The organism is Pseudomonas sp. C7.1 (assembly GCF_056312395.1).
Genome location: NZ_JBWDTL010000003.1, coordinates 4,015,942 through 4,041,018 on the forward strand (window position 1 = coordinate 4,015,942; position 25,077 = coordinate 4,041,018).

The 25,077-nt window shown below is 61.5% G+C and carries 25 protein-coding genes; 15 read left to right on the forward strand and 10 right to left on the reverse strand.

Annotated features, from left to right (window positions below):
• Nucleotides 1-15 precede the first annotated feature (15 nt).
• Complete coding sequence (locus AC0T4W_RS22160; protein ID WP_476322939.1) at nt 16-609, forward strand: DUF4124 domain-containing protein; 594 nt, start codon at nt 16-18, stop codon at nt 607-609.
• A 61-nt stretch (nt 610-670) separates the two neighbouring features.
• On the opposite strand, the gene argB is transcribed toward AC0T4W_RS22160, so the two are convergent.
• From argB to coaBC, 4 genes are read right to left on the reverse strand one after another with little or no spacing between them, the layout of a single operon-like run.
• Entirely contained in the window at nt 671-1,576 is a 906-nt protein-coding gene (gene argB / locus AC0T4W_RS22165) for an acetylglutamate kinase (RefSeq protein WP_476322942.1), read from the reverse strand.
• A gap of 31 nt (nt 1,577-1,607) precedes the next feature.
• Nucleotides 1,608-4,208, reverse strand: coding sequence for a phosphomannomutase/phosphoglucomutase (locus tag AC0T4W_RS22170; RefSeq protein ID WP_476322945.1), 2,601 nt, complete (start codon nt 4,206-4,208; stop codon nt 1,608-1,610).
• A gap of 44 nt (nt 4,209-4,252) precedes the next feature.
• On the reverse strand, nt 4,253-4,708 hold the full coding sequence (dut, locus tag AC0T4W_RS22175; RefSeq protein WP_476322948.1) for a dUTP diphosphatase: 456 nt from the start codon (nt 4,706-4,708) through the stop codon (nt 4,253-4,255).
• A gap of 1 nt (nt 4,709) precedes the next feature.
• On the reverse strand, nt 4,710-5,945 hold the full coding sequence (gene coaBC, locus AC0T4W_RS22180) for a bifunctional phosphopantothenoylcysteine decarboxylase/phosphopantothenate--cysteine ligase CoaBC (protein ID WP_476322951.1): 1,236 nt from the start codon (nt 5,943-5,945) through the stop codon (nt 4,710-4,712).
• A 192-nt stretch (nt 5,946-6,137) separates the two neighbouring features.
• Here coaBC and radC point away from each other — a divergent pair, with 192 nt between their 5' ends.
• Entirely contained in the window at nt 6,138-6,812 is a 675-nt protein-coding gene (radC, locus tag AC0T4W_RS22185; protein ID WP_274087036.1) for a RadC family protein, read from the forward strand.
• Here the strand turns inward: radC and AC0T4W_RS22190 are convergent.
• On the reverse strand, nt 6,809-8,398 hold the full coding sequence (locus tag AC0T4W_RS22190; protein WP_476322955.1) for an ABC transporter substrate-binding protein: 1,590 nt from the start codon (nt 8,396-8,398) through the stop codon (nt 6,809-6,811). The two genes, radC and AC0T4W_RS22190, sit on opposite strands and share 4 nt — an antisense overlap.
• A 348-nt stretch (nt 8,399-8,746) precedes the next feature.
• Between AC0T4W_RS22190 and rpmB the strand changes: the two genes are divergently transcribed.
• Nucleotides 8,747-8,983, forward strand: coding sequence for a 50S ribosomal protein L28 (gene rpmB, locus AC0T4W_RS22195; protein WP_090240685.1), 237 nt, complete (start codon nt 8,747-8,749; stop codon nt 8,981-8,983).
• 10 nt (nt 8,984-8,993) lie between these two features.
• Nucleotides 8,994-9,149 (forward strand): 50S ribosomal protein L33, encoded by a 156-nt coding sequence (gene rpmG, locus AC0T4W_RS22200; RefSeq protein WP_007894709.1) that lies wholly within the window; start codon nt 8,994-8,996, stop codon nt 9,147-9,149.
• A gap of 154 nt (nt 9,150-9,303) precedes the next feature.
• Here the strand turns inward: rpmG and AC0T4W_RS22205 are convergent, their stop codons facing one another.
• Nucleotides 9,304-9,669, reverse strand: coding sequence for a cupin domain-containing protein (locus AC0T4W_RS22205; protein WP_476322959.1), 366 nt, complete (start codon nt 9,667-9,669; stop codon nt 9,304-9,306).
• Between the two features lie 254 nt (nt 9,670-9,923).
• Here AC0T4W_RS22205 and AC0T4W_RS22210 point away from each other — a divergent pair, with 254 nt between their 5' ends.
• Together AC0T4W_RS22210 and AC0T4W_RS22215 are read left to right on the forward strand one after the other, a co-directional pair.
• Nucleotides 9,924-11,417 (forward strand): aldehyde dehydrogenase, encoded by a 1,494-nt coding sequence (locus AC0T4W_RS22210; protein ID WP_476322962.1) that lies wholly within the window; start codon nt 9,924-9,926, stop codon nt 11,415-11,417.
• A gap of 141 nt (nt 11,418-11,558) precedes the next feature.
• The gene (locus AC0T4W_RS22215) at nt 11,559-12,707 is read left to right on the forward strand and encodes an MFS transporter (protein WP_476322965.1); all 1,149 of its coding nucleotides are present in this window, start codon (nt 11,559-11,561) and stop codon (nt 12,705-12,707) included.
• On the opposite strand, the gene AC0T4W_RS22220 is transcribed toward AC0T4W_RS22215, so the two are convergent.
• Entirely contained in the window at nt 12,691-14,154 is a 1,464-nt protein-coding gene (locus AC0T4W_RS22220) for an aminotransferase-like domain-containing protein (protein ID WP_476322968.1), read from the reverse strand. The genes AC0T4W_RS22215 and AC0T4W_RS22220 overlap by 17 nt on opposite strands.
• 182 nt (nt 14,155-14,336) lie before the next feature.
• Between AC0T4W_RS22220 and AC0T4W_RS22225 the strand changes: the two genes are divergently transcribed.
• On the forward strand, nt 14,337-14,582 hold the full coding sequence (locus tag AC0T4W_RS22225) for a DUF1127 domain-containing protein (protein ID WP_476323840.1): 246 nt from the start codon (nt 14,337-14,339) through the stop codon (nt 14,580-14,582).
• A 43-nt stretch (nt 14,583-14,625) separates the two neighbouring features.
• Here the strand turns inward: AC0T4W_RS22225 and AC0T4W_RS22230 are convergent, their stop codons facing one another.
• On the reverse strand, nt 14,626-15,939 hold the full coding sequence (locus AC0T4W_RS22230) for an NAD(P)/FAD-dependent oxidoreductase (protein ID WP_476322971.1): 1,314 nt from the start codon (nt 15,937-15,939) through the stop codon (nt 14,626-14,628).
• 187 nt (nt 15,940-16,126) lie between these two features.
• On the opposite strand from AC0T4W_RS22230, the gene AC0T4W_RS22235 reads away from it, so the two are divergent.
• Nucleotides 16,127-16,480, forward strand: coding sequence for a YkgJ family cysteine cluster protein (locus AC0T4W_RS22235; RefSeq protein WP_476322974.1), 354 nt, complete (start codon nt 16,127-16,129; stop codon nt 16,478-16,480).
• A gap of 156 nt (nt 16,481-16,636) precedes the next feature.
• On the opposite strand, the gene dadR is transcribed toward AC0T4W_RS22235, so the two are convergent.
• On the reverse strand, nt 16,637-17,125 hold the full coding sequence (gene dadR / locus AC0T4W_RS22240; protein WP_476322977.1) for a transcriptional regulator DadR: 489 nt from the start codon (nt 17,123-17,125) through the stop codon (nt 16,637-16,639).
• A gap of 155 nt (nt 17,126-17,280) precedes the next feature.
• Between dadR and dadA the strand changes: the two genes are divergently transcribed.
• From dadA to AC0T4W_RS22270, 6 genes are all read left to right on the forward strand, one after another.
• Entirely contained in the window at nt 17,281-18,579 is a 1,299-nt protein-coding gene (gene dadA, locus AC0T4W_RS22245) for a D-amino acid dehydrogenase (protein WP_476322980.1), read from the forward strand.
• Nucleotides 18,554-18,904 carry a RidA family protein gene (locus tag AC0T4W_RS22250; protein WP_167143757.1) on the forward strand — a complete coding sequence of 117 codons (351 nt, stop codon included), beginning with the start codon at nt 18,554-18,556 and terminating at the stop codon, nt 18,902-18,904. Before dadA ends, AC0T4W_RS22250 begins: the two co-directional genes overlap by 26 nt.
• 88 nt (nt 18,905-18,992) lie before the next feature.
• Nucleotides 18,993-20,066 carry an alanine racemase gene (alr, locus tag AC0T4W_RS22255; RefSeq protein WP_476322983.1) on the forward strand — a complete coding sequence of 358 codons (1,074 nt, stop codon included), beginning with the start codon at nt 18,993-18,995 and terminating at the stop codon, nt 20,064-20,066.
• 103 nt (nt 20,067-20,169) lie between these two features.
• A complete protein-coding gene (locus AC0T4W_RS22260; protein ID WP_476322986.1) occupies nt 20,170-20,718 on the forward strand; it encodes a cupin domain-containing protein in 549 nt (182 codons plus the stop codon).
• A gap of 252 nt (nt 20,719-20,970) precedes the next feature.
• Nucleotides 20,971-21,393: a c-type cytochrome gene (locus AC0T4W_RS22265; RefSeq protein ID WP_476322988.1), complete on the forward strand. Its 423-nt coding sequence runs from the start codon at nt 20,971-20,973 to the stop codon at nt 21,391-21,393.
• 114 nt (nt 21,394-21,507) lie between these two features.
• Nucleotides 21,508-23,637, forward strand: a complete 2,130-nt coding sequence (locus AC0T4W_RS22270; RefSeq protein WP_476322990.1) for an acetyl-CoA hydrolase/transferase C-terminal domain-containing protein — start codon at nt 21,508-21,510, stop codon at nt 23,635-23,637.
• A gap of 208 nt (nt 23,638-23,845) precedes the next feature.
• On the opposite strand, the gene AC0T4W_RS22275 is transcribed toward AC0T4W_RS22270, so the two are convergent.
• Nucleotides 23,846-24,634: a LexA family transcriptional regulator gene (locus tag AC0T4W_RS22275; RefSeq protein WP_476322993.1), complete on the reverse strand. Its 789-nt coding sequence runs from the start codon at nt 24,632-24,634 to the stop codon at nt 23,846-23,848.
• Between the two features lie 102 nt (nt 24,635-24,736).
• On the opposite strand from AC0T4W_RS22275, the gene AC0T4W_RS22280 reads away from it, so the two are divergent.
• Nucleotides 24,737-25,075 (forward strand): helix-turn-helix domain-containing protein, encoded by a 339-nt coding sequence (locus tag AC0T4W_RS22280; RefSeq protein WP_476322996.1) that lies wholly within the window; start codon nt 24,737-24,739, stop codon nt 25,073-25,075.
• Nucleotides 25,076-25,077 lie beyond the last annotated feature (2 nt).

Sequence of the window (25,077 nt, forward strand, 5' to 3'; positions counted from 1 at the left end):
TAAGGTGCTCCATTGATGCATAGACCTGCCCTGACCCGCTGTTCGCTGTTGCTAGGCCTACTGCTGCCGGTTGTGGCGGGTGCGGCTGACTTGTACCGCTACGTCGATGACAAAGGCACCACGGTGCTCAGCCGTCAGGGCGTGCCGCCGGAGCATATCGGCAGAGGCTATGAAGTGCTGAATGACCAGGGGCGGGTGATCCAGGTGATTCCACCTGCACCCAGCCCGGAGGAGATGCGGCGCATCCTCGCCGAGAAGGCCCGCGCCAGCACCGATGCGCAGTTGCTGCGCCTGTACAGCACACCTGAAGATGTCCAGCGCGCGCGTGAGCGCAAGCTGGCCGAGCTGGATGGTTTGATTGGTGTGGCGCGCGGCAATCTACAGTCGGTGCGTACGCAGCAGGCTAATCTGCAGAGCCAGGCCGCCGACCATGAGCGCGCCGGACGAGCGGTGCCGGCGCATCTGTTGGCGCAGATCGATAACCAGAAGGCCGAACAAGAGCGCCTCAAGGGCGACATCCTGCGTTACCAGGCTGCGCGTAAAGAGGCGGACAGCAGCTTCAATGCTGACCGTGATCGGCTCCAGGAACTGCTGGGCCGCAACCAGTAGGCTATTGCTGCGGCGCGCGAATCAGCCAGGATTATCCGGCTGATTCGCGTTTCTATTGAGCTTAGTGACGCTTGCGATTGCAGATCTGGGTACCCACACCGCTGTCGGTGAAGATTTCCAGCAGCACTGCATTCGGCACACGGCCGTCAATGATGTGCGCGCTGGTCACGCCGCCTTGCACGGCTTCCAGGGCGCAGCGGATCTTCGGCAGCATGCCGCCGTAGATGGTGCCGTCGGCGATCAGGCTGTCGACCTGTTCGGTGGTCAGCCCAGTGAGCACCTCGCCCTGCTTGTTCATCAGGCCGGCGATATTGGTCAGCAGCATCAGCTTCTCGGCCTTCAGTGCTTCGGCCACTTTGCCGGCCACCAGGTCGGCGTTGATGTTGTAGGACTCTCCATCCGGGCCGACACCGATCGGCGCGATCACCGGGATAAAGTCGCCCTTGGCCAGCATGTTCAGCAGGTCGATGTTGATCCCAGTGACTTCGCCGACATGGCCGATATCGATGATTTCCGGCTGGGTCATATCGGGTGTCTTCCGGGTCACGGTCAGTTTCTTCGCGCGAATCAGCTGGGCGTCTTTGCCGGTCAGGCCAATGGCGCTGCCGCCGTGCTGGTTGATCAGGTTGACGATGCTTTTGTTGACCTGGCCGCCGAGCACCATTTCCACCACGTCCATGGTGGCGGTGTCGGTGACACGCATGCCGTCGACAAAGTGGCTTTCGATGGACAGGCGCTTGAGCAAATCGCCGATCTGCGGGCCGCCGCCATGGACGACCACCGGGTTGATGCCGACCGCTTTCATCAGCACGATGTCGCGTGCGAAGCCTTGCTTGAGTTCTTCGCTTTCCATGGCGTTGCCGCCGTATTTGATCACCAGCGTCTTGCCGACAAAGCGACGGATATACGGCAACGCTTCGGACAGTACCTTGGCGACGTTGGTGGCGGCATCATGTTCGAGGGTCATGCGGGGCTCCAGTAGGCAATTCGCTAATCAATCAGAACGGCAGGTCGAGGTCAGGTACCGCGCTGTAGAGCTGGGCGCGAAAGACTTCCTTGATCCGTTCGAGTTCTTCTTCGGTTTCTGCCTCAAAGCGCAGCACCAGCACCGGTGTGGTGTTGGAGGCGCGTACCAGGCCCCAGCCTTTAGGGTAGTCGACGCGCACACCATCAAGGTTGGTGATATTGCCTTCGCCCCATACGCCATCGCGTTGCAGGCGTTCGATGATGCTGAACTTGCTCTGCTCGGTGACCTGGATGTTGATTTCCGGGGTGGAAATATCGTTGGGGAAGGCGCTGAATACGTGCTCGGCGTCGCGGCGGTCCTGGCTGAGGATTTCCAGCAGACGGGCGGCGGCATAGATGCCGTCGTCGAAGCCGAACCAGCGCTCCTTGAAGAAAATATGCCCGCTCATTTCGCCCGCCAGCAGAGCGCCGGTTTCCTTCATTTTCTTTTTGATCAGCGAGTGGCCGGTTTTCCACATTACCGGGCGGCCGCCGTAGCCGCTGATCAGTGGGGTCAGGCGGCGTGTGCATTTGACGTCGAAGATGATGTCGGCGCCGGGGTTGCGTGACACCACGTCCTTGGCGAACAGCATCAGCAGACGGTCCGGGTAGACGACGGTGCCGGTATTGGTCACCACGCCAACGCGATCACCGTCGCCGTCGAAGGCCAGGCCAATGTCGGCTTTCTCGCTTTTCACCTTGGCGATCAGGTCCACCAGGTTTTCCGGCTTGCCGGGGTCCGGGTGGTGGTTGGGGAAGTTGCCGTCGACCTCGCAGTACAGCGGAATCACTGAGCAGCCCAGGGCTTCGATCAATTGCGGGGCGATTACCCCGGCCACGCCGTTACCGCAATCGACCACTACGCGCATGGGCTTAGCCATGGCGATGTCGTCGCGGATCTGCTTGAAGTAGCGCTCTAGCACATCGACCTGTTCGACCGTACCGACGCCGCTGGCCAGGTCGTTGTTGTCGATGCGTACTTTCAGAGCCTGGATCTGTTCGTTGGCCAGGGTGTCGCCGGCGATGACGATCTTGAAGCCGTTGTAGTCGCGCGGGTTATGGCTGCCGGTGAGCATCACTGCCGATTTGCCGGTGAGGATATGCCCGGCGTAATACACCACAGGCGTCGGCACCATGCCGACATCACTGACCGTACAGCCGCAATCGAGCAGGCCCTGGATCAGTTGCTGCGCCAGCTCCGGGCCGGACAGGCGGCCGTCGCGGCCGACGGCGATATTCGGCTCGCCCTGGGCCAGGCTCTGCGAGCCGATGGCGCGGCCGATCCAGTAAGCGGTTTCGGCGTTCAGTGTTTTGCCGACTACGCCGCGAATATCGTAGGCGCGGAAGATGTCTGCGGGCAGCTTGGGCGCTTTTGCCTGCACCGGGCTAGGTGCTGGTTCATCCAGGCCGAGCAGGTCCTGGTCTTCGTCAAGAATATCGATGTCGAGGATGTCCGTGTCTTGAAATAGAGGGGCGACCATGGCGCTGGCGGGCGTTTGCATGGCAGTGAGTCCCGGATTGGCTGCGCTTGGGCTGGCAGCTGGGGTGGCTGCCTGTTCAGTGGCGCGGCGCGGCATGCGCGCGAGGTTCTGCGCGAGGGTATCCAAAGCGGGCAGGCTCAGGCTGAACGCTTTGACGGCCTTGCCGGCAGACAGTTCCTTGAGCATCTGCCCCAGCTGCAGCACATCCGCGCGCAGATGACGTTGTAGGCTGCCCTGCAGCAGATACAGGCCGACAATAGCGCCAGCTAGGGCCAGCAGCCCGGCGATGGCCAGCAGCAACGGCGAGAACACTGAGTGGGTCAGCGATGGGCCGGGGGTAAAACTGACGGTCCAATTGGGGTTGCCGGTGCTGAATGTTTGTGCGGTGCCTTGCGCGTCGCCGCGTTGGGCGAGGACCTGGGCGGCGGTGTTGTTGAACTGCTGGATCAGCTGGATCTGGCCGATTTCGGCAGGCATCGCCGGCAGGCTGGCGAGCAGGCGCTCAAGGTCGACGGCCAGCAGCAGGGTGCCATGCAGCGGCTCACCTTCGCTCAGGCGCAACGGCGCGGCGCTGTAGACCAGCCAGCGCTGGCCCACCTTATAAGCCTCGGGGGCGGGTGTCTGGCCGTTTTCTGCGCGGCGCAGCATGTCCAGTGCGGCAAAGTTCATCGGTGCGCTGCGGCTCATGTCCTGCACGGCCTGACCTCGGGCGTTGAGGTGAACATCGACCACAGCATGCCAATAGCTGAGGTTGCGCTCGGCGGCGCGGATCTGGTTGATGTCTTGGCTTTGCAGAGCCTGCAGCAGTTCTGGGTTGCGTGCGGCGGCCTGGGTGTCGGCACTCAGTTGCTGCAGGGCTTTGTGCAGCACCGTCGCCTGGCCGCCACCCCAGGCCTGACTGAGTTGTTGCAGCTGCTGCTGATGGGCGCTGTTAAGCGGGCCGAACCAGAGCAGTGCGCCGGCCAGGATGATGCCGACAACCGCCGCCAGCACGCCGGGCAACAGGGCGTTGAGGCTGTTTTTGGCCGCTTTGGGTTTGGCGGTGGCACTGGTCGGCTGGGTGTTGGGGGTGGCCCCATCAGCCTCCTTGGCCGTGCGCTTGAAGAGTTTCATGCAGCGCCTCCTCGGCAATTCATCCTGCAATTAGATTAAGTCAGTCAATGGCTACCGGAGTGGCCGAAGCCGCCTGCGCCGCGCTGGCTCTCGTCGAACTGTTCAACCAGCTCGAAATGCGCCTGCACCACTGGCACCAGAATCAACTGGGCGATACGTTCGCCAATGGCGATGGTGAAGGCGCTCTGCCCACGGTTCCAGCAGGACACCATCAATTCGCCCTGGTAATCCGAGTCGATCAAGCCGACCAGATTGCCAAGGACGATACCGTGCTTATGACCCAGGCCCGAGCGCGGCAGGATCATCGCGGCCAGACCGGGGTCGCCGATATAGATCGACAGGCCGGTAGGGATCAGCACGGTTTGCCCAGGTTCGAGTACCAGCTCCTGCTTGAGCATGGCGCGCAGGTCGAGGCCGGCGGAGCCTGGGGTGGCGTAGTGCGGCAGGGGAAATTCGTCGCCCAGGCGTGGGTCGAGGATCTTGGCTTGTAAGGCGTGCATATCAGGCTCTGTGGTCGGTGAGTGGGCGTTCGCTGCGATTCAGGCGTTCGGCAATAAAGCTCACCAACTGGCGGGCAATCTTGCTTTTGCTGGTCTGGGCGAAGCTGCTCTGCTGGAGCTCACGGTCGATGATGGTGATGGCGTTCTCTTCGCTGTTGAAGCCGATGCTGGGGTTGGCCACGTCATTGGCGACGATAAGGTCGAGGTTCTTGTCGCGCAGCTTGCGCGAGGCGTACTCCAGCAGGTTCTCGGTTTCGGCGGCAAAACCGACGCTGAACGGCCGGTCGCTGCGCCCTGCCAGGGTGGCGAGAATATCTGGGTTACGCACCATTTGCAGGAGTAGACCGTCGCCACTGCTCGGGTCTTTTTTCAATTTGTGCTGGGCGACCACTTCGGGGCGGTAATCGGCCACGGCAGCGGCGGCGATCAGCAGGTCACAAGGCATCACGGCTTCACAGGCGGCGAGCATGTCGCGGGCGCTGGTGACATTGATGCGAGTGACTCGCTCAGGTGTCGGCAGGTGCACCGGGCCGCTGATCAGGGTGACCTTGGCGCCGGCTTCGGCGGCGGCTTCGGCAAGGGCAAAGCCCATCTTGCCGGAGCTGTGGTTGGTGATATAGCGCACCGGGTCGATGTTTTCCTGGGTCGGACCGGCGGTAATCAACACATGCTTGCCGGTCAGCGCCTGGTGCTGGAAGCAGTCAGCGGCGCATTGCACCAGCTGTTCGGCTTCGAGCATGCGGCCCAAGCCGACATCGCCGCAGGCCTGGCTGCCGGCGGCGGGGCCAAACAGGTGCAGGCCGCGCTGGGTCAGCAGTTGGGCGTTGGCCTGGGTCGCCGGGTCGCGCCACATGGCCTGGTTCATGGCCGGGGCCAGGGCGACGGGGGCGTCGGTGGCCAGCACCAAGGTGGTCAGCAGGTCATCGGCGACGCCCTGGGCCAGGCGCGCCATCAGGTCGGCGGTAGCCGGGGCAATCAGCACCAGATCGGCCCAACGCGCCAGTTCGATATGGCCCATGGCCGCTTCGGCTTCGGGGTCGAGCAGGTCGAGGTGTACCGGGTGGCCGGAGAGCGCCTGCAGGGTCAGTGGGGTGATGAATTCACGACCGCCTTTGGTCATGACCACGCGCACGTCGGCGTCTTGGTCCTTGAGTCGGCGAATCAGCTCGGCACTTTTATACGCGGCAATACCACCGCCCACGCCAACAATGATGCGTTTCCGATACAGCCGCTGCATAGGCCTGCCTTTTATAAAAGATGGATATACACCGCGACGCCGGCACCTCCCCAGGCCAGGCGCCGCGCAAAAGTTGGGCTACGATAGCACAGAGCCTGCAGCGGAGTAGCGCTGCCAAGTGCTTGCCAGGCTTGGCTTTGCGGCACTCTGGCGCGGCGCTTTGTCGCGTCTGATAAAACACAAGGAGGTGTGATGAGTATTCGTGATTGGCCTGCGGCAGAGCGCCCGCGGGAGAAATTACTGGCTCAGGGCGCAGGGACTCTGACTGATGCGGAGTTATTGGCGATTTTCCTGCGCACAGGCGTGGCCGGGCAGAGCGCGGTTGACCTAGCGCGCCATCTATTGGGCGATTTCGGCAGCCTGCGAGCCTTGCTGCAGGCGGATTTACCGTCGTTCAGTCAGCGCCTCGGCCTGGGACCGGCCAAATTTGCCCAGTTGCAGGCGGTGCTGGAGATGGCGCGTCGGCACCTGGCCGAGCAACTGCGCCGCGACTCGGCGCTGGAAAGCCCACAAGCCGTGCGTGATTACCTGAAAGCGCTGCTGCGCCATGAGCCGCATGAGGTGTTCGGCTGCCTGTTTCTCGATGCCAAACACCGTGTGTTGGCATTCGAGGCGCTGTTTCATGGCTCCATCGACAGTGCCAGCGTTTATCCCCGGCAGGTGGTCAAGCGTGCGCTCGCACATAATGCAGCGGCGCTGATTTTGACCCATAACCATCCATCAGGCGTCGCCGAACCCAGCCAGGCCGACCGGGTGCTGACCCGTCGGCTGAAAGAGGCGCTGGAGCTGGTGGATGTGCGCGTACTCGACCACTTTATCGTCGGCGACGGTGAGCCGCTGTCGATGGCCGAGTACGGCTGGCTTTAAGGTGTCAGGCGCACTTTAGAAAAGTCCTGGCGACCGAACGGACTGACCTGATAACCCTCGACCTGCTTACGCGTCAGCGCGTAGGCGGTTGGGTGGGCCAGCGGTAGCCACAGCGCCTGCTGCTGGATGATTTGCTGCGCTTCTTTATATATTTGGCTGCGCTGCGCCTGGTCGCTGGTGCTTTTGCCATCGGCGATCAGCTTGTCCAGCTGCGGGTCGCAATAGCGGGCGAAGTTCAGCCCGGATTCGAGCGAGGCGCAGGCGAACTGTGGGGTGAGGAAGTTATCCGGGTCGCCGTTGTCACCGGCCCAGCCCATAAATAGCAGGTCATGCTCGCCGGCTTTAGCGCGGCGAATCAGCTCGCCCCATTCGATCACGCGAATCTCGGCCTTGATGCCGACCTTGGCCAGGTCCGCCTGCAGCAGCTGCGCGCCCAGGCTCGGGTTGGGGTTGAGCACGCTGCCGGTGGGGCGGGTCCAGATGGTGGTGCTGAAACCATCGGCCAGGCCGGCTGACTTGAGCAGTTCGCGGGCCTTCTGCGGGTCATGTGGGTAGCCGGGCAGTTCGCTGGCGTAGCTCCAGGTATTGGGCGGGTAGGGGCCATTGGCGGCTTCGGCGCTGCTCTCGAATACCGCTTTCAGGTAGCTGGCCTTATCGAAGGCCAGGTTGATCGCCTGGCGCACGGCTGGCTGGTCCAGCGGCGGGTGTTGGCTGTTGATGCCGACGAAGGCGGTCATAAAGGCAGCGGTGTGGGCGCTCTGCAGGGTGTTATCGCCGCTGATGGCCTGCACGTCCTGCGGTTTTGGCGATAAGGCGATATGGCACTCGCCGCGACGCAGCTTCTGCAGGCGCACGTTGGCGTCCGGCGTAATGGCGAACACCAGGTTGTCCACCGCAGGTTTGCCCGCGAAGTAACTCGGGTTGGCGCTGTAACGCACGCTGGCGTCCTTCTGGAAACGCTTGAAGATAAACGGCCCCGTGCCGATTGGCTGGCTGTTGAGCGCTTCCTGCGTGCCGGCGGCCAGCAGTTGCGCGGCGTACTCGGCGGAATAAATAGAGGCGAAGCCCATGCTCAGGGTGGCGAGGAAGGTCGCATCCGGGCGATTAAGGTTGAAGCGCAGGCTGTGCTCGCCGGTCTTGTCGATGTTCTTGATCAGGCTCGGCAGCTGCATCGATTGCGCATGGGGGTAACCACTGGGCGCGACCTTATGCCAGGGGTGGGCCGGATCGAGCATGCGCTGAAAGCTGAACAGCACGTCATCGGCATTCAGCGCGCGGCTGGGGCTGAAGTACTCGGTGCTGTGAAATTGCACGTCCGGGCGCAAGGTGAAGCTGTAGCTCAGGCCGTCCGGGCTGACCTCCCAGGCTTGCGCCAGGCTCGGCTGCAGGGTGCCGCTGGTTGCGTCGAAATCCACCAGGCGGTTCATCAGCACGTCGGCGGAGGCATTGGTGGTGGTCAGTGAGTTGTACTGCACCACGTCGAAGCCGTCTGGACTGGCTTCAGTGCAGACGCTGAGCGTACTGGCCTGCACCACGCCGGGCGCAAGAAGCGGGGCGAGCAGCAGGGGGAGGGCGGCGAGACGCATGGCAAACTCCTGAATAGCGGTGGGTGCGCTGGCGCAGCTCTTACCCTAGGCCATTAACTGGCGGCAGGGCAATCAGTCATGGCGACGAGCGGTCAATCTGCGCTATTGCCGTTGCTGGCAGGCCTGGGCACCGTAATCGCAGGTTGGCGTCTGCCGGGAAAAGTGCGTTTAACCTTGTTGTGCTGGGGTCTTTCTGGTATAAAGCAGCGCTCTTTTGTAGGGGCCCGGTTCTTGCGCTTTCAGGTACGGCCGGTAAGACCCTCGAGATACGCGGCGCTGCGCGCCAAGATTGAATAATTAGCGGCCAACCCATGCCGGGTTGGGCATGTGGTTTTAGAGGGCTGAGGCATGTCGAGAGTCTGTCAAGTTACCGGTAAGGGTCCGGTAACCGGGAATAACATTTCCCACGCAAACAACAAAACCCGTCGTCGTTTCCTGCCGAACCTGCAGCATCACCGCTTCTGGGTCGAGTCTGAGAACCGTTTCGTGCGTCTGCGCGTTTCTGCCAAAGGCATGCGTTGCATCGACAAGCGTGGTATTGACGTCGTTCTGTCCGAGCTGCGCGCTCGCGGCGAAAAGGTTTAAGGAGAAAGTCATGCGTGAATTGATCCGTTTGATCTCGAGTGCCGGTACTGGTCACTTCTACACTACCGACAAAAACAAGCGCACCACTCCGGACAAAATCGAAATTAAAAAATTCGATCCGGTTGTGCGTAAGCACGTGATCTACAAAGAAGGCAAGATCAAGTAATTGATCTGGCTCCTTGCCGAAAAAGCCCGCTTTTATAGCGGGCTTTTTCTTGCCTGCGATTTGGCCTGGTAAGCCTAGGTAAGGTGGCCGCCAGGGATGGCAGGCGATAAAAAGCCCGCGCAAGGCGGGCGAAGGGGTGACGTATGAATAGCGATCAGTTGCTGGCTTGCTCGAAGATCACATAGACCTTGCGGCAGGGCTCCAGGACTTCCCAGGTGCCGGAGAAGCCGGCCGGGATCACGAAACGGTCGCCCGCGCGCAGGGTCTTGGCGTTGCCGTCCTTGTCGCGCAGCACCGAGACGCCTTGCAGAATCTCGCAGTATTCGTGTTCGGTGTAGTTGATGGTCCAGTGGCCGATATCGCCTTCCCAGATCCCCGCATTGAATTGGCCGCACGGGCTGCCGTAGTGGTTACGCACACTTTGCGCGGGGTCGCCCTGGAGCACCTTTTCCGCCGCCGGGCGGTAGGGTTCGGGCGTGGTGGTGGCGGTGGCGAAGTCGACGATCTTTTCGATATTCATAAGCATGTCCGGTAGGGATTGAGCGCCTGTTAAGGCCAGGCTTGTTGTTGGTTGGGGTGGTGATTTCGGCAGTCTATGTTTAATAAAGCACACATAACAAGGCGGCTTTGCCAGTTTTTGTAAAAAATATTGGAAGTGTGCAGGCCTCTGGTTTAGTGTTGCCGGCAGGATTGGGCTTGTGTAAAGCCTTGCGAAATTTTTGACAGCGCGTGCGGCCAAGCTGCCGCGCTCTACTCGTGATAGAGGATGTACGAATGACTAGCCTGACTCGTGCCGACTGGGAGCAACGCGCCAAAGACCTGAAGATCGAAGGCCGCGCCTTTGTTCATGGCCAATACCGCGCCGCCGTCTCCGGCGCCACCTTCGAGTGCATCAGCCCGGTCGACGGTCGCTTGCTCGGTCTGGTGGCCAGCTGTGACCTGGCCGATGCCGAGTTGGCCGTAGCGGATGCCCGCGCCACCTTCGAGTCCGGTGTTTGGTCGCGCATGGCCCCGGCGCAGCGTAAGCGCGTAATGATCCGTTTCGCCGATCTGCTGGATCAGCACGCTGAAGAGTTGGCACTGCTGGAAACCCTCGATATGGGTAAGCCAATCAGCGACGCCCTGGGTGTCGACGTGCCCGGTGCCTCGCGGGCGATTCGCTGGAGCGGCGAAGCGGTCGACAAGATTTACGACGAAGTGGCAGCAACGCCACACGACGAGCTGGGTCTGGTGACCCGTGAGCCGGTCGGCGTGGTTGCCGCCATCGTGCCGTGGAACTTCCCGATGATCATGACCTGCTGGAAGCTCGGCCCGGCCCTGGCCACCGGCAACTCGGTGATCGTCAAACCCTCGGAAAAATCGCCGCTGACTGCCCTGCGCATAGCGCAGTTAGCGTTAGATGCCGGCATCCCTGCGGGTGTGCTCAACGTGCTGCCAGGTTACGGTCATACCGTCGGCAAGGCGCTGGCGCTGCATATGGATGTCGACACCCTGGTGTTCACCGGGTCGACCAAAATTGCCAAGCAGCTGATGATCTACGCTGGCGAATCGAACATGAAACGCGTCTGGCTGGAGGCGGGCGGCAAGAGCGCCAATATCGTCTTCGCCGACGCGCCGGACCTCAAGGCTGCGGCAGAGGCCGCAGCGGCAGCGATCTGCTTTAACCAGGGCGAGATGTGCACTGCCGGTTCGCGCTTGCTGGTCGAGCGCTCGATCAAGGAGCAATTTATGCCCATGGTGCTGGAAGCCATGCAGGGCTGGAAAGCCGGCCACGCCCTGGACCCGGACACCAAGGTCGGCGCACTGGTCGATGCTGGCCACTTGAATGCCGTGCTCGGTTATATCGACGCCGGCCACAAGGATCAGGCCAAGCTGCTCTGCGGCGGCAAGCGCACTCTGGAAGAGACCGGCGGCCAGTACGTTGAGCCGACCATCTTCGATGACGCGCACAACGCCATGCGCATCGCCCAGGAAGAGATCTTCGGCCCGGTGCTGACGGTAATTGCCTTCGACAGCACCGAAGAAGCCATCCAGATCGCCAACGACAGCATTTATGGCCTGGCTGCGGCGATCTGGACCAGCAACCTGTCCAAGGCGCACCTGGCAGCCAAGGCGCTGCGCGTCGGCAGCATGTGGGTCAACCAATATGACGGCGGCGATATGACCGCGCCGTTCGGCGGCTTCAAGCAGTCCGGCAACGGCCGCGACAAGTCGCTGCATGCTTTCGACAAGTACACCGAGATTAAGGCGACCTGGATCAAGCTGTAAGTCGCACTGGTGTAGGTCGGCCCAGGCAGGGCCTGCTATATGAGCCAAACCTGCGGCCGGGTTCCTGAATAGGAGCTCGGCCGTTGGTTTTTGCGCGGCTGGGCCGTGAGTGATTGGCTCCACGGGATGGGAGTTGAGCAGATGAAGTGGGCAACCTATTTCGCCGTCAGCGCGGCGGTGGTGATAGTCGGGCTGTCGCTGGGTGTGACCCTGCCGCTGGTGTCGTTTCGCCTCGAGGCCTGGGGTTATGGCCCCTTTGCCATTGGCGTGATGGCGGGTATGCCGGCCGTTGGCGTGTTGCTCGGCGCGCGGCTGACCGGGCACCTGGCCGGCTGGTTCGGTACGCCGCAGACCTTGCGGCTGTGCCTGTTGGCTAGCGCCGCGTCGGTGGCGCTGCTTAGCGTGATGCCGAGCTATCCGCTTTGGCTGCTGCTGCGTCTGCTGATTGGAGTCTCCTTGACTGTGGTGTTTGTACTCGGCGAAAGCTGGATCAATCAGCTGGTCGAAGACCGTCTGCGTGGCCGTCTGGTGGCGCTGTACGGCACCGGCTTTGCCTTGAGCCAGCTGTGTGGGCCGCTACTGCTGACCTTGATAGGCACCGAGAGCGATCATGGTTTCTGGTTCTCCGCCGCGCTGCTGGTGGGCGGTAGCCTGCTGCTGTTGGGCCGCGATGGCGCACCCAAGGTCGATGCGCAGAGTGCGTCTGGGCGTGGCGTCCTGGCGTTTTGCCGCACCTCGCCGGCGATTGCCTGGGCGGTGGTGCTGTTTGCTGCGTTCGAAGCCATGGTGCTGACCCTGCTGCCGGTGTACCTGGTGCGCGAAGGCTTTGCTCAGCAGCTGGCGTTGATCATGGTCAGTGCGGTGGTGGTCGGCGATGCCGCCTTGCAGCTGCCGATTGGCTGGATGGCCGACCGTGTGCCACGGCAGACGCTGTTCCGTTGCTGCGGGGTGGTACTGCTGCTGTCGAGCCTGAGCATTCCGTCATTGCTGCATACGCCGCTGATCTGGGTGGTGCTGGTGCTGTTCGGCGCTAGCGCAGGCGGCCTCTATACCCTGTCACTGATCCTGGTCGGCCAGCGTTACCGCGACGATGCACTGGTACGCGCCAACTCGCATATCGCCTTGCTCTGGGGCGCCGGTTGCCTGCTCGGGCCGCTGTCGACCGGCGCCGCCAGCCAGTGGGTCAGCGGCCATGCCTTGCCGATTCTGATGGCGGTTGGCGCGGCGGTGTTTGTCTGGCTGGCGTTTCAGCGCGGCGCGTTTAGCGAGGTGGCTAGCGCCAGGATGTGAGCATGGCGTCTGCCGCTGTTTCGGCGATCTGCTGTTCGCTAAGCAGCGCGGCCACGCATTCGCCGGCTCGGCGAATGGCCTGTTCAAGCTCAGGAGTGGGTTTGCCGGCGTAGTTGATGCGCAGGCAATTGCGGTATTTGCCGGCGGCGGAAAAGATGCTGCCGGGTGCGACCTGGATTTTGTGCGGTAGCAGCATGCGGTTCAGGCGTTGACTATCGAAGCCCACCGGCAGTTCAAGCCATAACATAAAGCCGCCTTGCGGCCTGCTGACCCGAGTGCTCGCCGGGAAGTACCGGCTGACCCAGTCGGTCATCATCTCCAGCCCGCGCGCGTACTGGCTGCGCATGCGCCGCAGATGCGGTTCGTAGTGGCCGTTCTCGATAAATTCGGCCAGTGCCAATTGCGGCAACTGTGCGGCCATGCCGGTGTTCATGTATTTCAGGTGCAGTACCTGTTGCAGGTAGCGACCTGGGGCAATCCAGCCAGCGCGCAGACCGGGCGCCAGGGTTTTGGAAAACGAGCTGCAGAACAGCACACGGCCGTCTTCGTCGTAGGATTTGATGCTGCGCGGGCGCGGATAGCTGTAGGCCAGTTCACCGTAGACATCGTCCTCGATGATCGCCACGTCATAGCGTTGCGCCAGTTCAAGCAGGCCGCGCTTGTTGGCCTCCGGCATGATGTAACCGAGCGGGTTGTTGCAGTTGGGTGTGAGCTGAATGGCCTTGATTGGCCACTGCTCAAGTGCCAGTTCGAGCGCTTCCAGGCTGATCCCGGTGATCGGGTCGGTGGGCAGCTCCAGGGCCTTCATGCCGAAGCCTTTGAGCGCCTGCATCACCCCGTGAAAGCTTGGCGAATCCACAGCGACAATATCGCCTGGTTCGCACACCGCGCGAATTGCCACCGCCAGCGCCTCGTGGCAGCCGGTGGTGGTGACGATATCGGCCACCGCGACCTTGCAGCCTGAATCGAGCATCAGCCGCGACAGCTGCTCGCGCAGGCCGGGGTCGCCATGTAGACAGCCATAACTCAGCTCTTTGAGCTCCTGGCGGCGACTCATACGCGACAAGGTGCGCAGCAGCGGCTTGAGGGTCGGGCTGCTGATATCCGGCATGCCGCGCCCCAGCTGCAGCACATCACCGCCGGGCGGCACGCTGATCAGTTCGAGCACCTGGTCCCACTGCGAGATATCGACAGGTCGCTGCGCGGCACGACTGATCATCGGCAGGGCGGGTTTTTCACGGGCCAGTGGGACGAAGTAACCGGACTTGGGCCGCGGTGTGGCCAGGCCCTGGTCTTCCAAGTGGCGATAGGCTTGCTGCACCGTACTCAGGCTGACGCCATGTTCCAGGCTCAGGGCGCGCACAGAGGGCAGGCGATCACCGGGGCGATACAGGCCCTGCTCAATGCGGGTGCCGATCAATTCGGCCAGATTGATATAGAGCGTCATAACAGTTGCCTCGCAATGACTCTGTGTAGTGCGCTAAGCCAGTACAGATCGATGAAAAATCCACCATTCAGAGCGTGTGCGCTGAAATCTGTATGGATTTAAAAGTACATTTTTGCATCTGTCATGTTTTTTCTGCCTCGCTCATCATGATCTCCCATCAGGCTTACGGGCAGGAGCAGGCGATGAACGGTTTAAGTGATGTCAGGCTGGCCATGAAGTCAGACGAGTTGCAGCAGGAGTCTGCTGGCGAGCATCTGTATGCTCAGGCAGGTGCAGTTAAGCCATCTGTACGCCGCTGGAACGCGTTCTGGTTGCGCCTAACGACTCGGCGGGCGCTGCTGAGGCTGACCGATGAACAGCTCAAGGATGTCGGCCTTGGCCGCGAGCAGGCCCGGCGTGAGGCGTTTCTGCCGTTCTGGAAACTGTGAGGGGCATGCGCGGCAGGCCTTTGCGGCCTGCTGCGTAGGGTGATCAGACCAGCTCTTTCATCCGATGCCAGAGCATGCCCAGCGCCAGCAGGGGCGAGCGTAGGTGTCTGCCGCCTGGGAAGGTCATATGTGGCACCTTGGCGAACAGGTCGAAGCCGCTGCTGGCCTGGCCAGCGATGGCCTCGGCGAGTAGCTTGCCGGCCAGGTGCGTGGCATTCACCCCATGGCCCGAGTAGGCCTGGGCGTAGTACACGTTGGGCTGTTCCTTGAGGCGGCCGATCTGCGGCAGGCGGTTGGCGCCGATGCCGATCATGCCGCCCCACTGGTAGTCGATCTTCACGTCTTTCAGGTGCGGGAAGACTTCCAGCATTTTCGGCCGCATGTAGCCGGCAATGTCCGCCGGATCGCGACCGGAATAGTGGCAAGCGCCGCCGAACAGCAAGCGGCGATCTGCCGAGAGGCGGTAGTAGTCGAGCGCTACGCGCTGGTCGCACAGGGCCATATTCTGCGGAATGATGGCTTTCGCTTCGGCTTTGGACAGCGGCTCAGTGGCGATCACATAGCTGCCGGCCGGCAGCACCTTGCCGCCCAGGTTGTTGTTCAGGCCATTCAGGTAGGCGTTGCAGCCGAGCACCAGGCTGGCGGCGCGCACCACGCCCTGAGCGGTGTGTACCTTGACCTCGCTGCCGTAGTCGATGCGCGTCACCGCCGAGTTCTCGAACAGCTGCACGCCGAGGCTCTGCGCCGCTGCAGCCTCGCCGAGGGCCAGGTTGAGCGGGTGCAGATGGCCGGAGCCCATGTCGATCATGCCGCCGACATAGCGGTTGGAACCGACCACTTCGTGCATCTGTTCCGGTTGCAGCAGGCGCATTTCGTGGCGATAGCCCAGCTGCTTGAGCTCGGCCATGTCCTCGGCGAAGCCTTCCAGGTGGCTGGGTTTGTTGGCCAGGTCGCAGTAGCCCCAGGTCAGGTCGCAGTCGATGTTGAACTGCTCGATGCGCTGGCGGACGATTTCCACCGCTTCCAGGCCCATCAATTTCAGCTCGCGTACGCCTTGCGCGCCAATCACCGATTCAAACTGCTCAACGCCATGGCCGACGCCGCGAATCAGCTGGCCACCGTTGCGCCCGCTGGCGCCCCAGCCGATTTTGTGCGCCTCCAGCAGCACCACTGAGAGGCCTTTGCGCGCCAGTTCGATGGCGGTGTTAAGGCCGGAGAAACCCCCGCCGACAATGCACACGTCCGCGCGTAACTCACCGCCCAGTGCGGGGTAGTCGAGTTGGCGATTGGCGCTGGCGGCGTAATAGGAATTGGCGTGCTGGCTGCTGTGAACCGGCTGGTGAACGCGGGCGTTCATGTGTGGAATCCTGATTATTGTGTTTGGAAAATTTTACGAAGCATAAGCGTGGGATTTGCCAAATGCCAAGAGGCAATCGCGCCTGAATTCATAGAATAAGCGGATTTTCGTCGGTTGGGTCGCGCAGTTGCCGCGATTCAGCCTGCTGCGCGGTTACTATGCCGGCCTGTGTTTCAGGACCACGCCCATGAGTTGTACCAGCCGCAAGATCGACCAGCTGCGTTTGCAGATTCCCAGTTTTGCCTGCGTGCCGGGCTGTCATGATTGCTGCGGGCCGGTTACCGCGTCATCTGAGGAAATGTCGCGCCTGCCAGTGAAAAGCGCTGCCGAACACGACGCCGCCCTGGCCGAGTACAACTGCGTGCATCTCGGTCCGCAAGGCTGCACGGTGTATGACCAGCGCCCACTGATTTGCCGTCTGTTTGGCACCACGCCCAGCCTGCCCTGCCCGCGCGGCCAGGCGCCGGAGCAGATGATCGAGCCGGCGGTGGAGCAACGGGTACACCAGCTGATTGCTAGCACGCGCCAGGTGCTGGTGTAGGTTGGGTCGGGCCACGTTGGTTGAGCTTAGCGAAACCCAACAGGGAGTGCGTAGCGCTCCGCCCGACGATCTTGTTTATACCTCGTTGGGCTTCGTCGCAGGCTCCTCAACCCAACCTACTTGCTACGCGCCTCAACCCAACCTACGAGGTTGCCGTTAATCGGCAATCGGCAGGCTTAGGCTCTCTTTCACTTCTTCCATGACGATATAGCTCTTCGACTCGCGCACATGCGGCAGCTTGAGCAGGATGTCGCCGAGCAGCTTGCGGTAGCTGGCCATTTCGTTGATCCGCGCCTTCACCAGGTAGTCAAAGTCGCCGGACACCAGGTGGCATTCGAGTACGTGCGGTAGCTTGAGCACCGCGCGGCGGAACTCCTCGAAGGTGTCGCCGGACTTGTAATCCAGGCTGATCTCGACAAACACCAGCAGGCTGGCCTTGAGGTGCTGCGGGTTGAGCCGGGCGTGGTAACCCATGATGATCCCTTCGCGCTCCAGGCGGCGTACGCGTTCGGTACAGGGCGTGGTGGACAGGCCGACTCGCTCGCCCAGTTCGGTAAAGCTGATGCGTCCGTCCTCCTGCAGGATGCGCAGGATATTGCGGTCGATCTTGTCCAGCTCGCGGCGGCTTTGATGCTGGGTGCGCATGGTGGATACCCCTCTACAGAAGGCGATATTGCCAAGAATTATCGCCAAATATAGCTATTTATATAGTGAAAAGCACTGCTGATCTCTTCCTATACTGCGTTCAATTGTGATCTCAGGAATTATCCGTCGCGCATTGTCGCGGCGAGGAGAGCGGCATGCGGGTTCTGGTTCTCGGTAGCGGTGTAATTGGTACGGCCAGTGCGTATTACCTGGCGCGTCAGGGTTTTGAAGTGGTGGTGGTTGACCGGCAGAATGCCCCGGCCATGGAAACCAGCTTCGCCAACGCCGGCCAGGTCTCTCCTGGCTACGCCTCGCCTTGGGCGGCGCCGGGCGTGCCGTTGAAAGCCATCAAATGGCTGCTGCAAAAGCACGCGCCGCTGGCGATCAAGGCCACTGCCGATATCGACCAATACCTGTGGATGGCGCAGATGCTGCGCAACTGCACCGCCAGCTGTTACGCGGTGAACAAGGAGCGCATGGTGCGCCTGTCCGAATACAGCCGCGACTGCCTTGATGAACTGCGCGCCGAGACCGGCATCGCCTATGAAGGCCGTAGCCTGGGCACTACCCAGTTGTTCCGCACCCAGGCGCAACTGGACAACGCGGCGAAGGATATCGCCGTGCTGCAGCAATCCGGTGTGCCTTATGAAGTGCTCGACCGCGCCGGCATTGCCCGCGTTGAGCCGGCCCTGGCAGCCGTCACCGACAAGCTGGCCGGCGCGCTGCGTCTGCCGAATGACCAGACCGGTGATTGCCAGCTGTTCACCACCAAGCTGGCCGAGATGGCCAAGGCGCTGGGCGTGGAGTTCCGCTTCGGTCAGGAGATTCAACGTATCGACGCCGTGGGTGATCGGGTCAATGGCGTGTGGGTCGATGGCAAGCTGGAAACCGCCGACCGCTACGTGCTGGCGCTCGGCAGCTTCAGCCCGCAACTGCTCAAGCCGCTGGGCATCAAGGCGCCGGTGTATCCGCTCAAAGGTTACTCACTGACCGTACCCATCACCAATGTGGCGATGGCGCCGACCTCGACCATTCTCGATGAAACCTACAAGGTGGCGATTACCCGTTTTGACAACCGCATTCGTGTGGGCGGCATGGCGGAAATCGCCGGCTTCGACCTCAGCCTCAACCCGCGTCGCCGCGCCACCCTGGAAATGATCACCGCCGATCTCTACCCACAAGGCGGTGATCTGAGCCAGGCTGAATTCTGGACCGGCCTGCGTCCGGCCACCCCAGACGGCACGCCGATTGTCGGCGCCACGCGCTTGCGCAATTTGTTCCTCAACACCGGCCACGGCACACTGGGCTGGACCATGGCCTGCGGCTCCGGCCGCCTGCTTGCCGATCTGATGGCGAAAAAGCGTCCGCAGATCAGTGCCGAAGGCCTGGATATTTCCCGTTACAGCCGTTCCCAGGAGAGTCATAAGCATGTCAGTACAGCGCCTGCACACTGAAAGTCGTTACAGCGAAATCGTTATCCATAACGGCACGGTCTACCTGGCTGGGCAACTGGCGGACGACTACAGCGGCGATATCGTGCAGCAAACCCGCGAAACCCTAGCCAACACCGACCGCATGCTGGCCGAAGCCGGCAGCGACAAGTCGAAGATCCTCTCCGTGACCATCTACCTGAAGGACATGGAGCGCGATTACGCCGGCCTCAATCAGGTCTGGGATGCCTGGGTTGCGCCGGGTGCTGCGCCCGCGCGGGCCTGTGTCGAGGCGAAGATGTACAAGCCTGAAGTGCTGGTGGAAATGATGATCGTCGCAGCTTTATAAAGCTGCCCATCCCGTTTGCGATAAGTGTTTGCCCGGCCATCACACCGGGCTTTTTTAACGCTGAAAACTGCTGATAGCCGAGAACGTCATGCGTCCTGCCCGTGCCCTGATCGACCTCAACGCCCTGCGTCACAACTACCAACTGGCCCGTGACGTCAGCGGTGCGCGCGCCCTGGCGGTGATCAAGGCGGACGCCTACGGCCATGGTGCTGTGCGATGTGCCCAAGCGCTGCAGGAGCAGGCCGATGGGTTTGCCGTGGCCTGTATTGAGGAGGCGCTGCAACTGCGCGAGGCCGGTATTCGTCGGCCGATTCTGTTGCTGGAAGGGTTTTTCGAAGCTGACGAATTGCCGCTGATCGAGCGGCACGACCTGTGGTGCGTGGTGCATTCGCTATGGCAGCTGGAAGCGATTGAGCGCAGCACTGTGCGTCGCCCGCTGACGGTCTGGTTGAAGATGGACAGCGGCATGCACCGTGTCGGTCTGCATCCGAGCGACTATCAGGCGGCCTATCAGCGTCTGCTGGCCAGCGGCAAGGTGGCGAAGATTGTGCTGATGAGCCACTTCGCCCGCGCCGATGAGCTGGATTGTTCGCGCAGCGATGAGCAATTGGCGGTGTTCCAGCAGGCGCGCCAGGGCATTGTTGCCGAGGTCAGCTTGCGCAATTCACCAGCCGTGCTCGGTTGGCCAAACGTTCCGAGCGACTGGGTGCGCCCCGGCATCATGCTCTACGGTGCCACCCCATTCGAAAAGGCGCAGGCCGTGGCCGCGCGCTTGCAGCCGGTGATGACCCTGGAATCGAAGATCATCAGCGTGCGCGAGCTGCCGGCCGGCGAGCCGGTGGGTTATGGCGCGCGCTTTGTCAGCGAACGGCCGACCCGCGTCGGTGTGGTAGCCATGGGCTATGCCGATGGCTACCCGCGCCATGCCCCGACCGGCACACCGGTGGTGGTGGACGGCCAGCTGACCCGCCTGATCGGCCGTGTGTCGATGGACATGCTCACCGTCGACCTGACCGATCTGCCACAAGCGGGCCTGGGCAGCCGGGTCGAACTCTGGGGCAAACAGGTGCTGGCCAGCGATGTGGCCGCTCAGGCTGGCAGCATTCCCTACCAGTTATTCTGCAACCTGCGAAGGGTGCCGCTCCTCTATCTCGGGCACTAACAGCCGCGCTGGTAGACGAGTTTGAACGCGAGTGTTGTAAATTCCGAACGCTATGCCATGATACGGCGACTTTTCCGCATCACTCCCAAGGGGGACTCCAGCATTGGACGTCGGTGTACGCCTGCAATCCATTCGCAAACTCAAAGGCCTTTCCCAGCGTGAACTCGCCAAACGGGCGGGCGTCACCAACAGCACCATTTCGATGATCGAGAAGAACAGCGTAAGCCCTTCGATCAGCTCGTTGAAAAAGGTGTTAGCGGGTATCCCCATGTCGCTGGTGGAGTTCTTCTCCCTGGATGTGGAGCAGGATAGCCAGGCCCAGGTGGTCTATCGCGCTGCCGAGCTCACCGATATCTGTAGCGGGACCATCACCATGAAGCTGGTGGGTAAGGCGCATCCGAGCCGAGCCATTGCCTTCCTCGATGAAACCTACCCTTGCGGCACCGATACCGGCGATGAGATGTACGCCCACGAAGGTGAAGAGGCCGGCATGCTGGTTGAAGGCAAGCTGGAACTGACCGTGGGAGAGGAGGTGTTTATCCTCGAACCGGGCGACAGCTACTATTTCGAGAGCAGCAAGCCGCATCGTTTCCGTAATCCGTTCGAGCAGCCAGCGCGGTTGATTAGTGCCACCACGCCGGCGAACTTCTAAGAACCTGTCACGACCTGCTGCGCGTCGGCTAAACGGCGTTGAAAACGACCTCGGAATGCTCATTTACAACACGTAAACTCCGCTTCCTCGGCCGTTTTCGCCACCGTTTATCTCTAGCTCGCAAGGTTGTGAAAGGTTCTTAATAACCCTGCGACAATATGGGTTGTTTCGGCGGCAGCAGCTTGTCGTTATACTGGCGCCCGCTCGCGAAACCGTGGCCGCGGGCGTGACTAGCCACGAAGAGGGTGTACCGTGAACCTGATTAAAAAGCTCCTGGTAGCACCGGCTACCGTATTGGCCCTGTGGGCAGTGACTGCTCAGGCCACGACCGATGATGCCATTGCCGAGCGACTGAAGCCGGTCGGCCAAGTCTGTGTGATGGGTGAAGAGTGCAAAGGCGTGGGCGCGGTGGCAGTTGCTGCTGGCGGCGCTGCGCGAACTGCTGATGACATCATCGCCAAGCACTGCGGTGCCTGCCACACCCCAGGTATCCTGGGTGCGCCAAAAATTGGCGACACCGCAGCCTGGAAGGCGCGTGCTGATAAAGAAGGCGGTGTCGACGGTATTCTGCAAACCGCGATTGCCGGCATCAACGCCATGCCGCCGAAAGGCACCTGCGCCGATTGCTCGGATGACGAGCTGCGTGAAGCAATCGTCAAGATGTCCGGTCTGTAAGCATTCGCTGAAAGCTGTAGAAAAAGCCGCCTGCAAAGGCGGCTTTTTCGTTTTGGCTCGGCATTGCGGCGATAATGGGCGATAGCCCCGTTCCCGCTGCCAGGAGAAAACCCGATGCCTAAGACGTGTTCCATCGAGCAGGCGGTCGACCACGTCCTCAGTGCCATTGAGGGGCCCATTCGCCTTGGCTTGCCCCTGGGCCTGGGCAAGCCCAATCAGTGGGTTAACGCACTCTACGCGCGGATCAAGCAACTGCCGCAGCGCCAGCTGATCATCTATACCGCGCTATGCCTGGGCCGTCCACGGGCTGCTGCGGGTTTGCCGCGACGCCTGCTTGAGCCGTTTGTCGAGCGCATCTATGGCGATTATCCCGAGCTGGATTTTCTCGCTGACTTGCAGCGCGATACCTTGCCGGCCAACGTGCGCATTGAACAGTTCTTTCTGCAGCCGGGCAGCCTGCTCAACAGCGCGACGACGCAGCAGAATTACATCAGCAGCAATTACAGTCATGTTGCCCGTGATCTGAATGACAAGGGCCTGAATCTACTCGCCCAGCTGGTCGCCCAGGACCCGCAGCGCCCGGAGCATTTCAGCCTCAGCTGCAACCCGGATATCACCCTGGATCTGCTGCCCCTGCTGGAGCAGCGTCGCGCCGCCGGCGAAACCATTTTGTGCCTAGCCCAGGTACACACTGCGTTGCCCTATATGGCAGGCACCGCCGAAGTGCCGCGCGCTAGCTTCGACCTGCAGCTGCTGGAAGAAGACCGCAGCACGTTGTTTTCCACACCGAATATGCCGGTCACCCTGCAAGATCATTGCATCGGCCTGCATGCCAGCGCCCTGGTGCGCGACGGCGGCACCCTGCAGATCGGCATCGGCGCCATGGGTGATGCGCTGACCGCAGCCTTGCTCGCGCGTCAGGCGGATAACGCCGCCTACCGGGGCGCATTGGATGAACTGCACTGCACCGCCCACTGGGCAGCCGAAATCGACAGAGAGGGTGGTTTACAGCCGTTTGCCGAGGGGCTGTATGGCTGCAGTGAAATGTTCGTCAATGGCCTGCTGGTCTTGGCCGACGCAGGCATCGTGCGGCGCCCGGTATACCCCGAATTAGCGGTGCAGCAGTTGGCCTCTGGCGGCGCGTTGGATGATCAGGGCATACCGCGCAGCGTACAGGCCCTGCTCGATGCGGGACTCGCGCCGCAACTGGATGCTCAGGCGCTGCAAGGGCTGCAGGCCAGCGGGTTACTGAGCGAGGCCATTCGCTGGGCCGAGGGCGGCCTGCTATTGCCCGACGGGCAACGAGTGTTGAGCGACCTGCGCGATGCGAACACCCAGCAGCTATTGCAGCAGCACCTGGGGCCGGCGCGAGGCGGCGTGGTGGTACACGGCGGCTTCTTTCTCGGGCCGCAAGCCTTTTACCAGCGCCTGGGCGAATTGAGCGCGGCGCAGTTGGATCGCTTTGCCATGACCGGCATCTGTTTTATCAATGAACTGCATCACCAGGAAGCGCTCAAGCGTTTGCAGCGCCGCGACGCACGCTTTATCAACACGGCATTCACCGTGACCCTGCTCGGTGCTGGGGTGGCCGACCAGTTGGAGGACGGCCGGGTACTTAGTGGCGTGGGTGGGCAGTACAACTTTGTTGCCCAGGGCCATGCCTTGCAGGGCGCGCGCTCGATTCTGCTGTTGCGCAGCTGGCGCCAGGCGGGCACGCAGGTCAGCTCGAATATTGTCTGGGATTATGGTCATGCCACCATTCCACGGCACCTGCGCGATATGGTGGTGACCGAGTACGGCATCGCCGATCTGCGCGGCAAAACCGACTCCCAGGTGATAGAGGCGCTGCTCAATGTCAGCGACTCGCGCTTTCAGCCGGGCCTGATCGAAGAGGCGCAACGGGCCGGAAAGCTGCCCAAGGATTTTCGTCTCGATGCGCGCTTCGCCGACAACCGCCCCGAGCGTCTGCAGGCCGTGCAAAGCGCTCATCCGGCATTGTTCGCCGAGTATCCATTGGGCTGCGACTTTGATAGCGAGGAGCGTGATCTGTTGCGCGCGCTGAATTGGCTGAAGGCCAGGCTGAGAGTTGCCTCTGCCCTGGAATTGGCCGCTGCAGTGTTACGCGCGCCAGCGCCCGGTGAGTACCACGCGCATCTGCAGCGCATGGCGCTGACGCAGCCGACTGGGTTGCGTCAGCGTGTGCAGCGGCGCCTCTTGCTGGCCGGTTTGCGGGCCAGTAGTTGAGACGCAGCTGTGAGTTAGTGGGAGTATTAGCATAGCCCGGAGAGTCGGCCGGAAGATGGCGGATATAGCCGGGTGATGGCGGCGGGCCAAGTATGGCGCGGGGTTGCGGGCGGCAGGCGGTGGGTGGCGGGCCGGAACAGTGCCAAAACTGAAAAACTGCCATTTGGGCGGATTTCGCGGCGGTTATGGCACAGCTCCATGCGGCGCATCAAATCAGCCAGCCGCCTGCCCAAACCGCGCGGCCGACAATGTGCAGCTCGGCCAGGCGATCCTTGGGCACGGTCATAGGCTGGTATTCCTTGTTGTGGCTGATGATCAGCACCGAGCCATCAAACTGGCGCTGTAAGCGCTTGGCATACAGGTGCTCATCAAGCATCACTACATAAACACCCTCACCCTCAAGGGTGTTGCGGCTTTGGTCGATCATGACCGTGTCGCCGTCATCCAGCAGCCCGGTCATTGAGTCGCCATCAACGCGCAGGCACGCCAGGTCAGTAGGTGTCAGGCCCTTCTTGCGCAGGCTGTAGCGGGTGAATGACAGCTGTACCAGAACGCGGGAGCGCTCATTCCATGCGCCGCTGCCTGCACTGCAGCGAGCATCGTAGAGAGGCACATAGGCATAGGCGTCATCCTTATCTATTGGTGCTTCAGCCTCCTGAGGCTTCAAAAACATTTGACCTTGCCCTGTCGCAATCCAGTCAAGAGATATGCCTTTGCCTGAAGCCAGCAGTGCAACCGAGCCGAAGGCCGGCATCCCGTCGCCAGATATCCAACGTTGCAAGGACGAGAGTGCGACCTGTGCCGTAGCGGCAGCCTGTTTTCGAGACTCATAGAAGTCCGCCACTGCCGCTATACGAGTTTCAATTCCCGTATTCGGAAAAGAAACTTCCTCATCAGCTGCTTTCTTTTGTTTCTTTTCTTCGTAACCCATTGATTTTAAAGACTCAAAGACCGTATCCGGGTTGATCAATCCGTTTTTGGGAATAGAAACTCCCAAAAACGGTTTGCATAGTCTCGTTTTCGGGTTATGTTTATGCCGTAGGTAACGTTAAACACCGCAAAAAACCACCCTGCCAGGTGGTTGCAATGGACGCTAAGCATGAACACAGCCGATATCCCACTTGACCCAAGCCTTCGCTGGGAATGGATCAAGTACCAGCTCCGCACCAACGGTACGTCACTGGCCAAGCTCGCCCGAAAACTGCGCGTTTCAGGCCCTGCCGTGAAGAACGTAAAGCGTACCGCCTACCCGCGCATGGAACGGGCTATTGCCGAAGCCCTTGCCCTTGAGGTCGAGAAGCTCTGGCCAGAGCGCTGGAATGCCGATGGCACCCCGAATCGCATGCGGCCCAAGCGCCCAGAAGCTATGCCAGCGCGTATGCAAAAGCATAACCCAGCTTGTGACCTTGGGCACCGTAAAACCGGCACGGAGGCCTAGAC

Coding starts and splice junctions, on each gene's coding strand:
- AC0T4W_RS22160 (WP_476322939.1), top strand. CDS start 16: ATGCATAGACCTGCCCTGACCCGCTGTTCGCTGTTGCTAGGCCTACTG.
- argB (WP_476322942.1), bottom strand. CDS start 1,576: ATGACCCTCGAACATGATGCCGCCACCAACGTCGCCAAGGTACTGTCC.
- AC0T4W_RS22170 (WP_476322945.1), bottom strand. CDS start 4,208: ATGAAACTCTTCAAGCGCACGGCCAAGGAGGCTGATGGGGCCACCCCC.
- dut (WP_476322948.1), bottom strand. CDS start 4,708: ATGCACGCCTTACAAGCCAAGATCCTCGACCCACGCCTGGGCGACGAA.
- coaBC (WP_476322951.1), bottom strand. CDS start 5,945: ATGCAGCGGCTGTATCGGAAACGCATCATTGTTGGCGTGGGCGGTGGT.
- radC (WP_274087036.1), top strand. CDS start 6,138: ATGAGTATTCGTGATTGGCCTGCGGCAGAGCGCCCGCGGGAGAAATTA.
- AC0T4W_RS22190 (WP_476322955.1), bottom strand. CDS start 8,398: ATGCGTCTCGCCGCCCTCCCCCTGCTGCTCGCCCCGCTTCTTGCGCCC.
- rpmB (WP_090240685.1), top strand. CDS start 8,747: ATGTCGAGAGTCTGTCAAGTTACCGGTAAGGGTCCGGTAACCGGGAAT.
- rpmG (WP_007894709.1), top strand. CDS start 8,994: ATGCGTGAATTGATCCGTTTGATCTCGAGTGCCGGTACTGGTCACTTC.
- AC0T4W_RS22205 (WP_476322959.1), bottom strand. CDS start 9,669: ATGAATATCGAAAAGATCGTCGACTTCGCCACCGCCACCACCACGCCC.
- AC0T4W_RS22210 (WP_476322962.1), top strand. CDS start 9,924: ATGACTAGCCTGACTCGTGCCGACTGGGAGCAACGCGCCAAAGACCTG.
- AC0T4W_RS22215 (WP_476322965.1), top strand. CDS start 11,559: ATGAAGTGGGCAACCTATTTCGCCGTCAGCGCGGCGGTGGTGATAGTC.
- AC0T4W_RS22220 (WP_476322968.1), bottom strand. CDS start 14,154: ATGACGCTCTATATCAATCTGGCCGAATTGATCGGCACCCGCATTGAG.
- AC0T4W_RS22225 (WP_476323840.1), top strand. CDS start 14,337: ATGAACGGTTTAAGTGATGTCAGGCTGGCCATGAAGTCAGACGAGTTG.
- AC0T4W_RS22230 (WP_476322971.1), bottom strand. CDS start 15,939: ATGAACGCCCGCGTTCACCAGCCGGTTCACAGCAGCCAGCACGCCAAT.
- AC0T4W_RS22235 (WP_476322974.1), top strand. CDS start 16,127: ATGAGTTGTACCAGCCGCAAGATCGACCAGCTGCGTTTGCAGATTCCC.
- dadR (WP_476322977.1), bottom strand. CDS start 17,125: ATGCGCACCCAGCATCAAAGCCGCCGCGAGCTGGACAAGATCGACCGC.
- dadA (WP_476322980.1), top strand. CDS start 17,281: ATGCGGGTTCTGGTTCTCGGTAGCGGTGTAATTGGTACGGCCAGTGCG.
- AC0T4W_RS22250 (WP_167143757.1), top strand. CDS start 18,554: ATGTCAGTACAGCGCCTGCACACTGAAAGTCGTTACAGCGAAATCGTT.
- alr (WP_476322983.1), top strand. CDS start 18,993: ATGCGTCCTGCCCGTGCCCTGATCGACCTCAACGCCCTGCGTCACAAC.
- AC0T4W_RS22270 (WP_476322990.1), top strand. CDS start 21,508: ATGCCTAAGACGTGTTCCATCGAGCAGGCGGTCGACCACGTCCTCAGT.
- AC0T4W_RS22280 (WP_476322996.1), top strand. CDS start 24,737: ATGAACACAGCCGATATCCCACTTGACCCAAGCCTTCGCTGGGAATGG.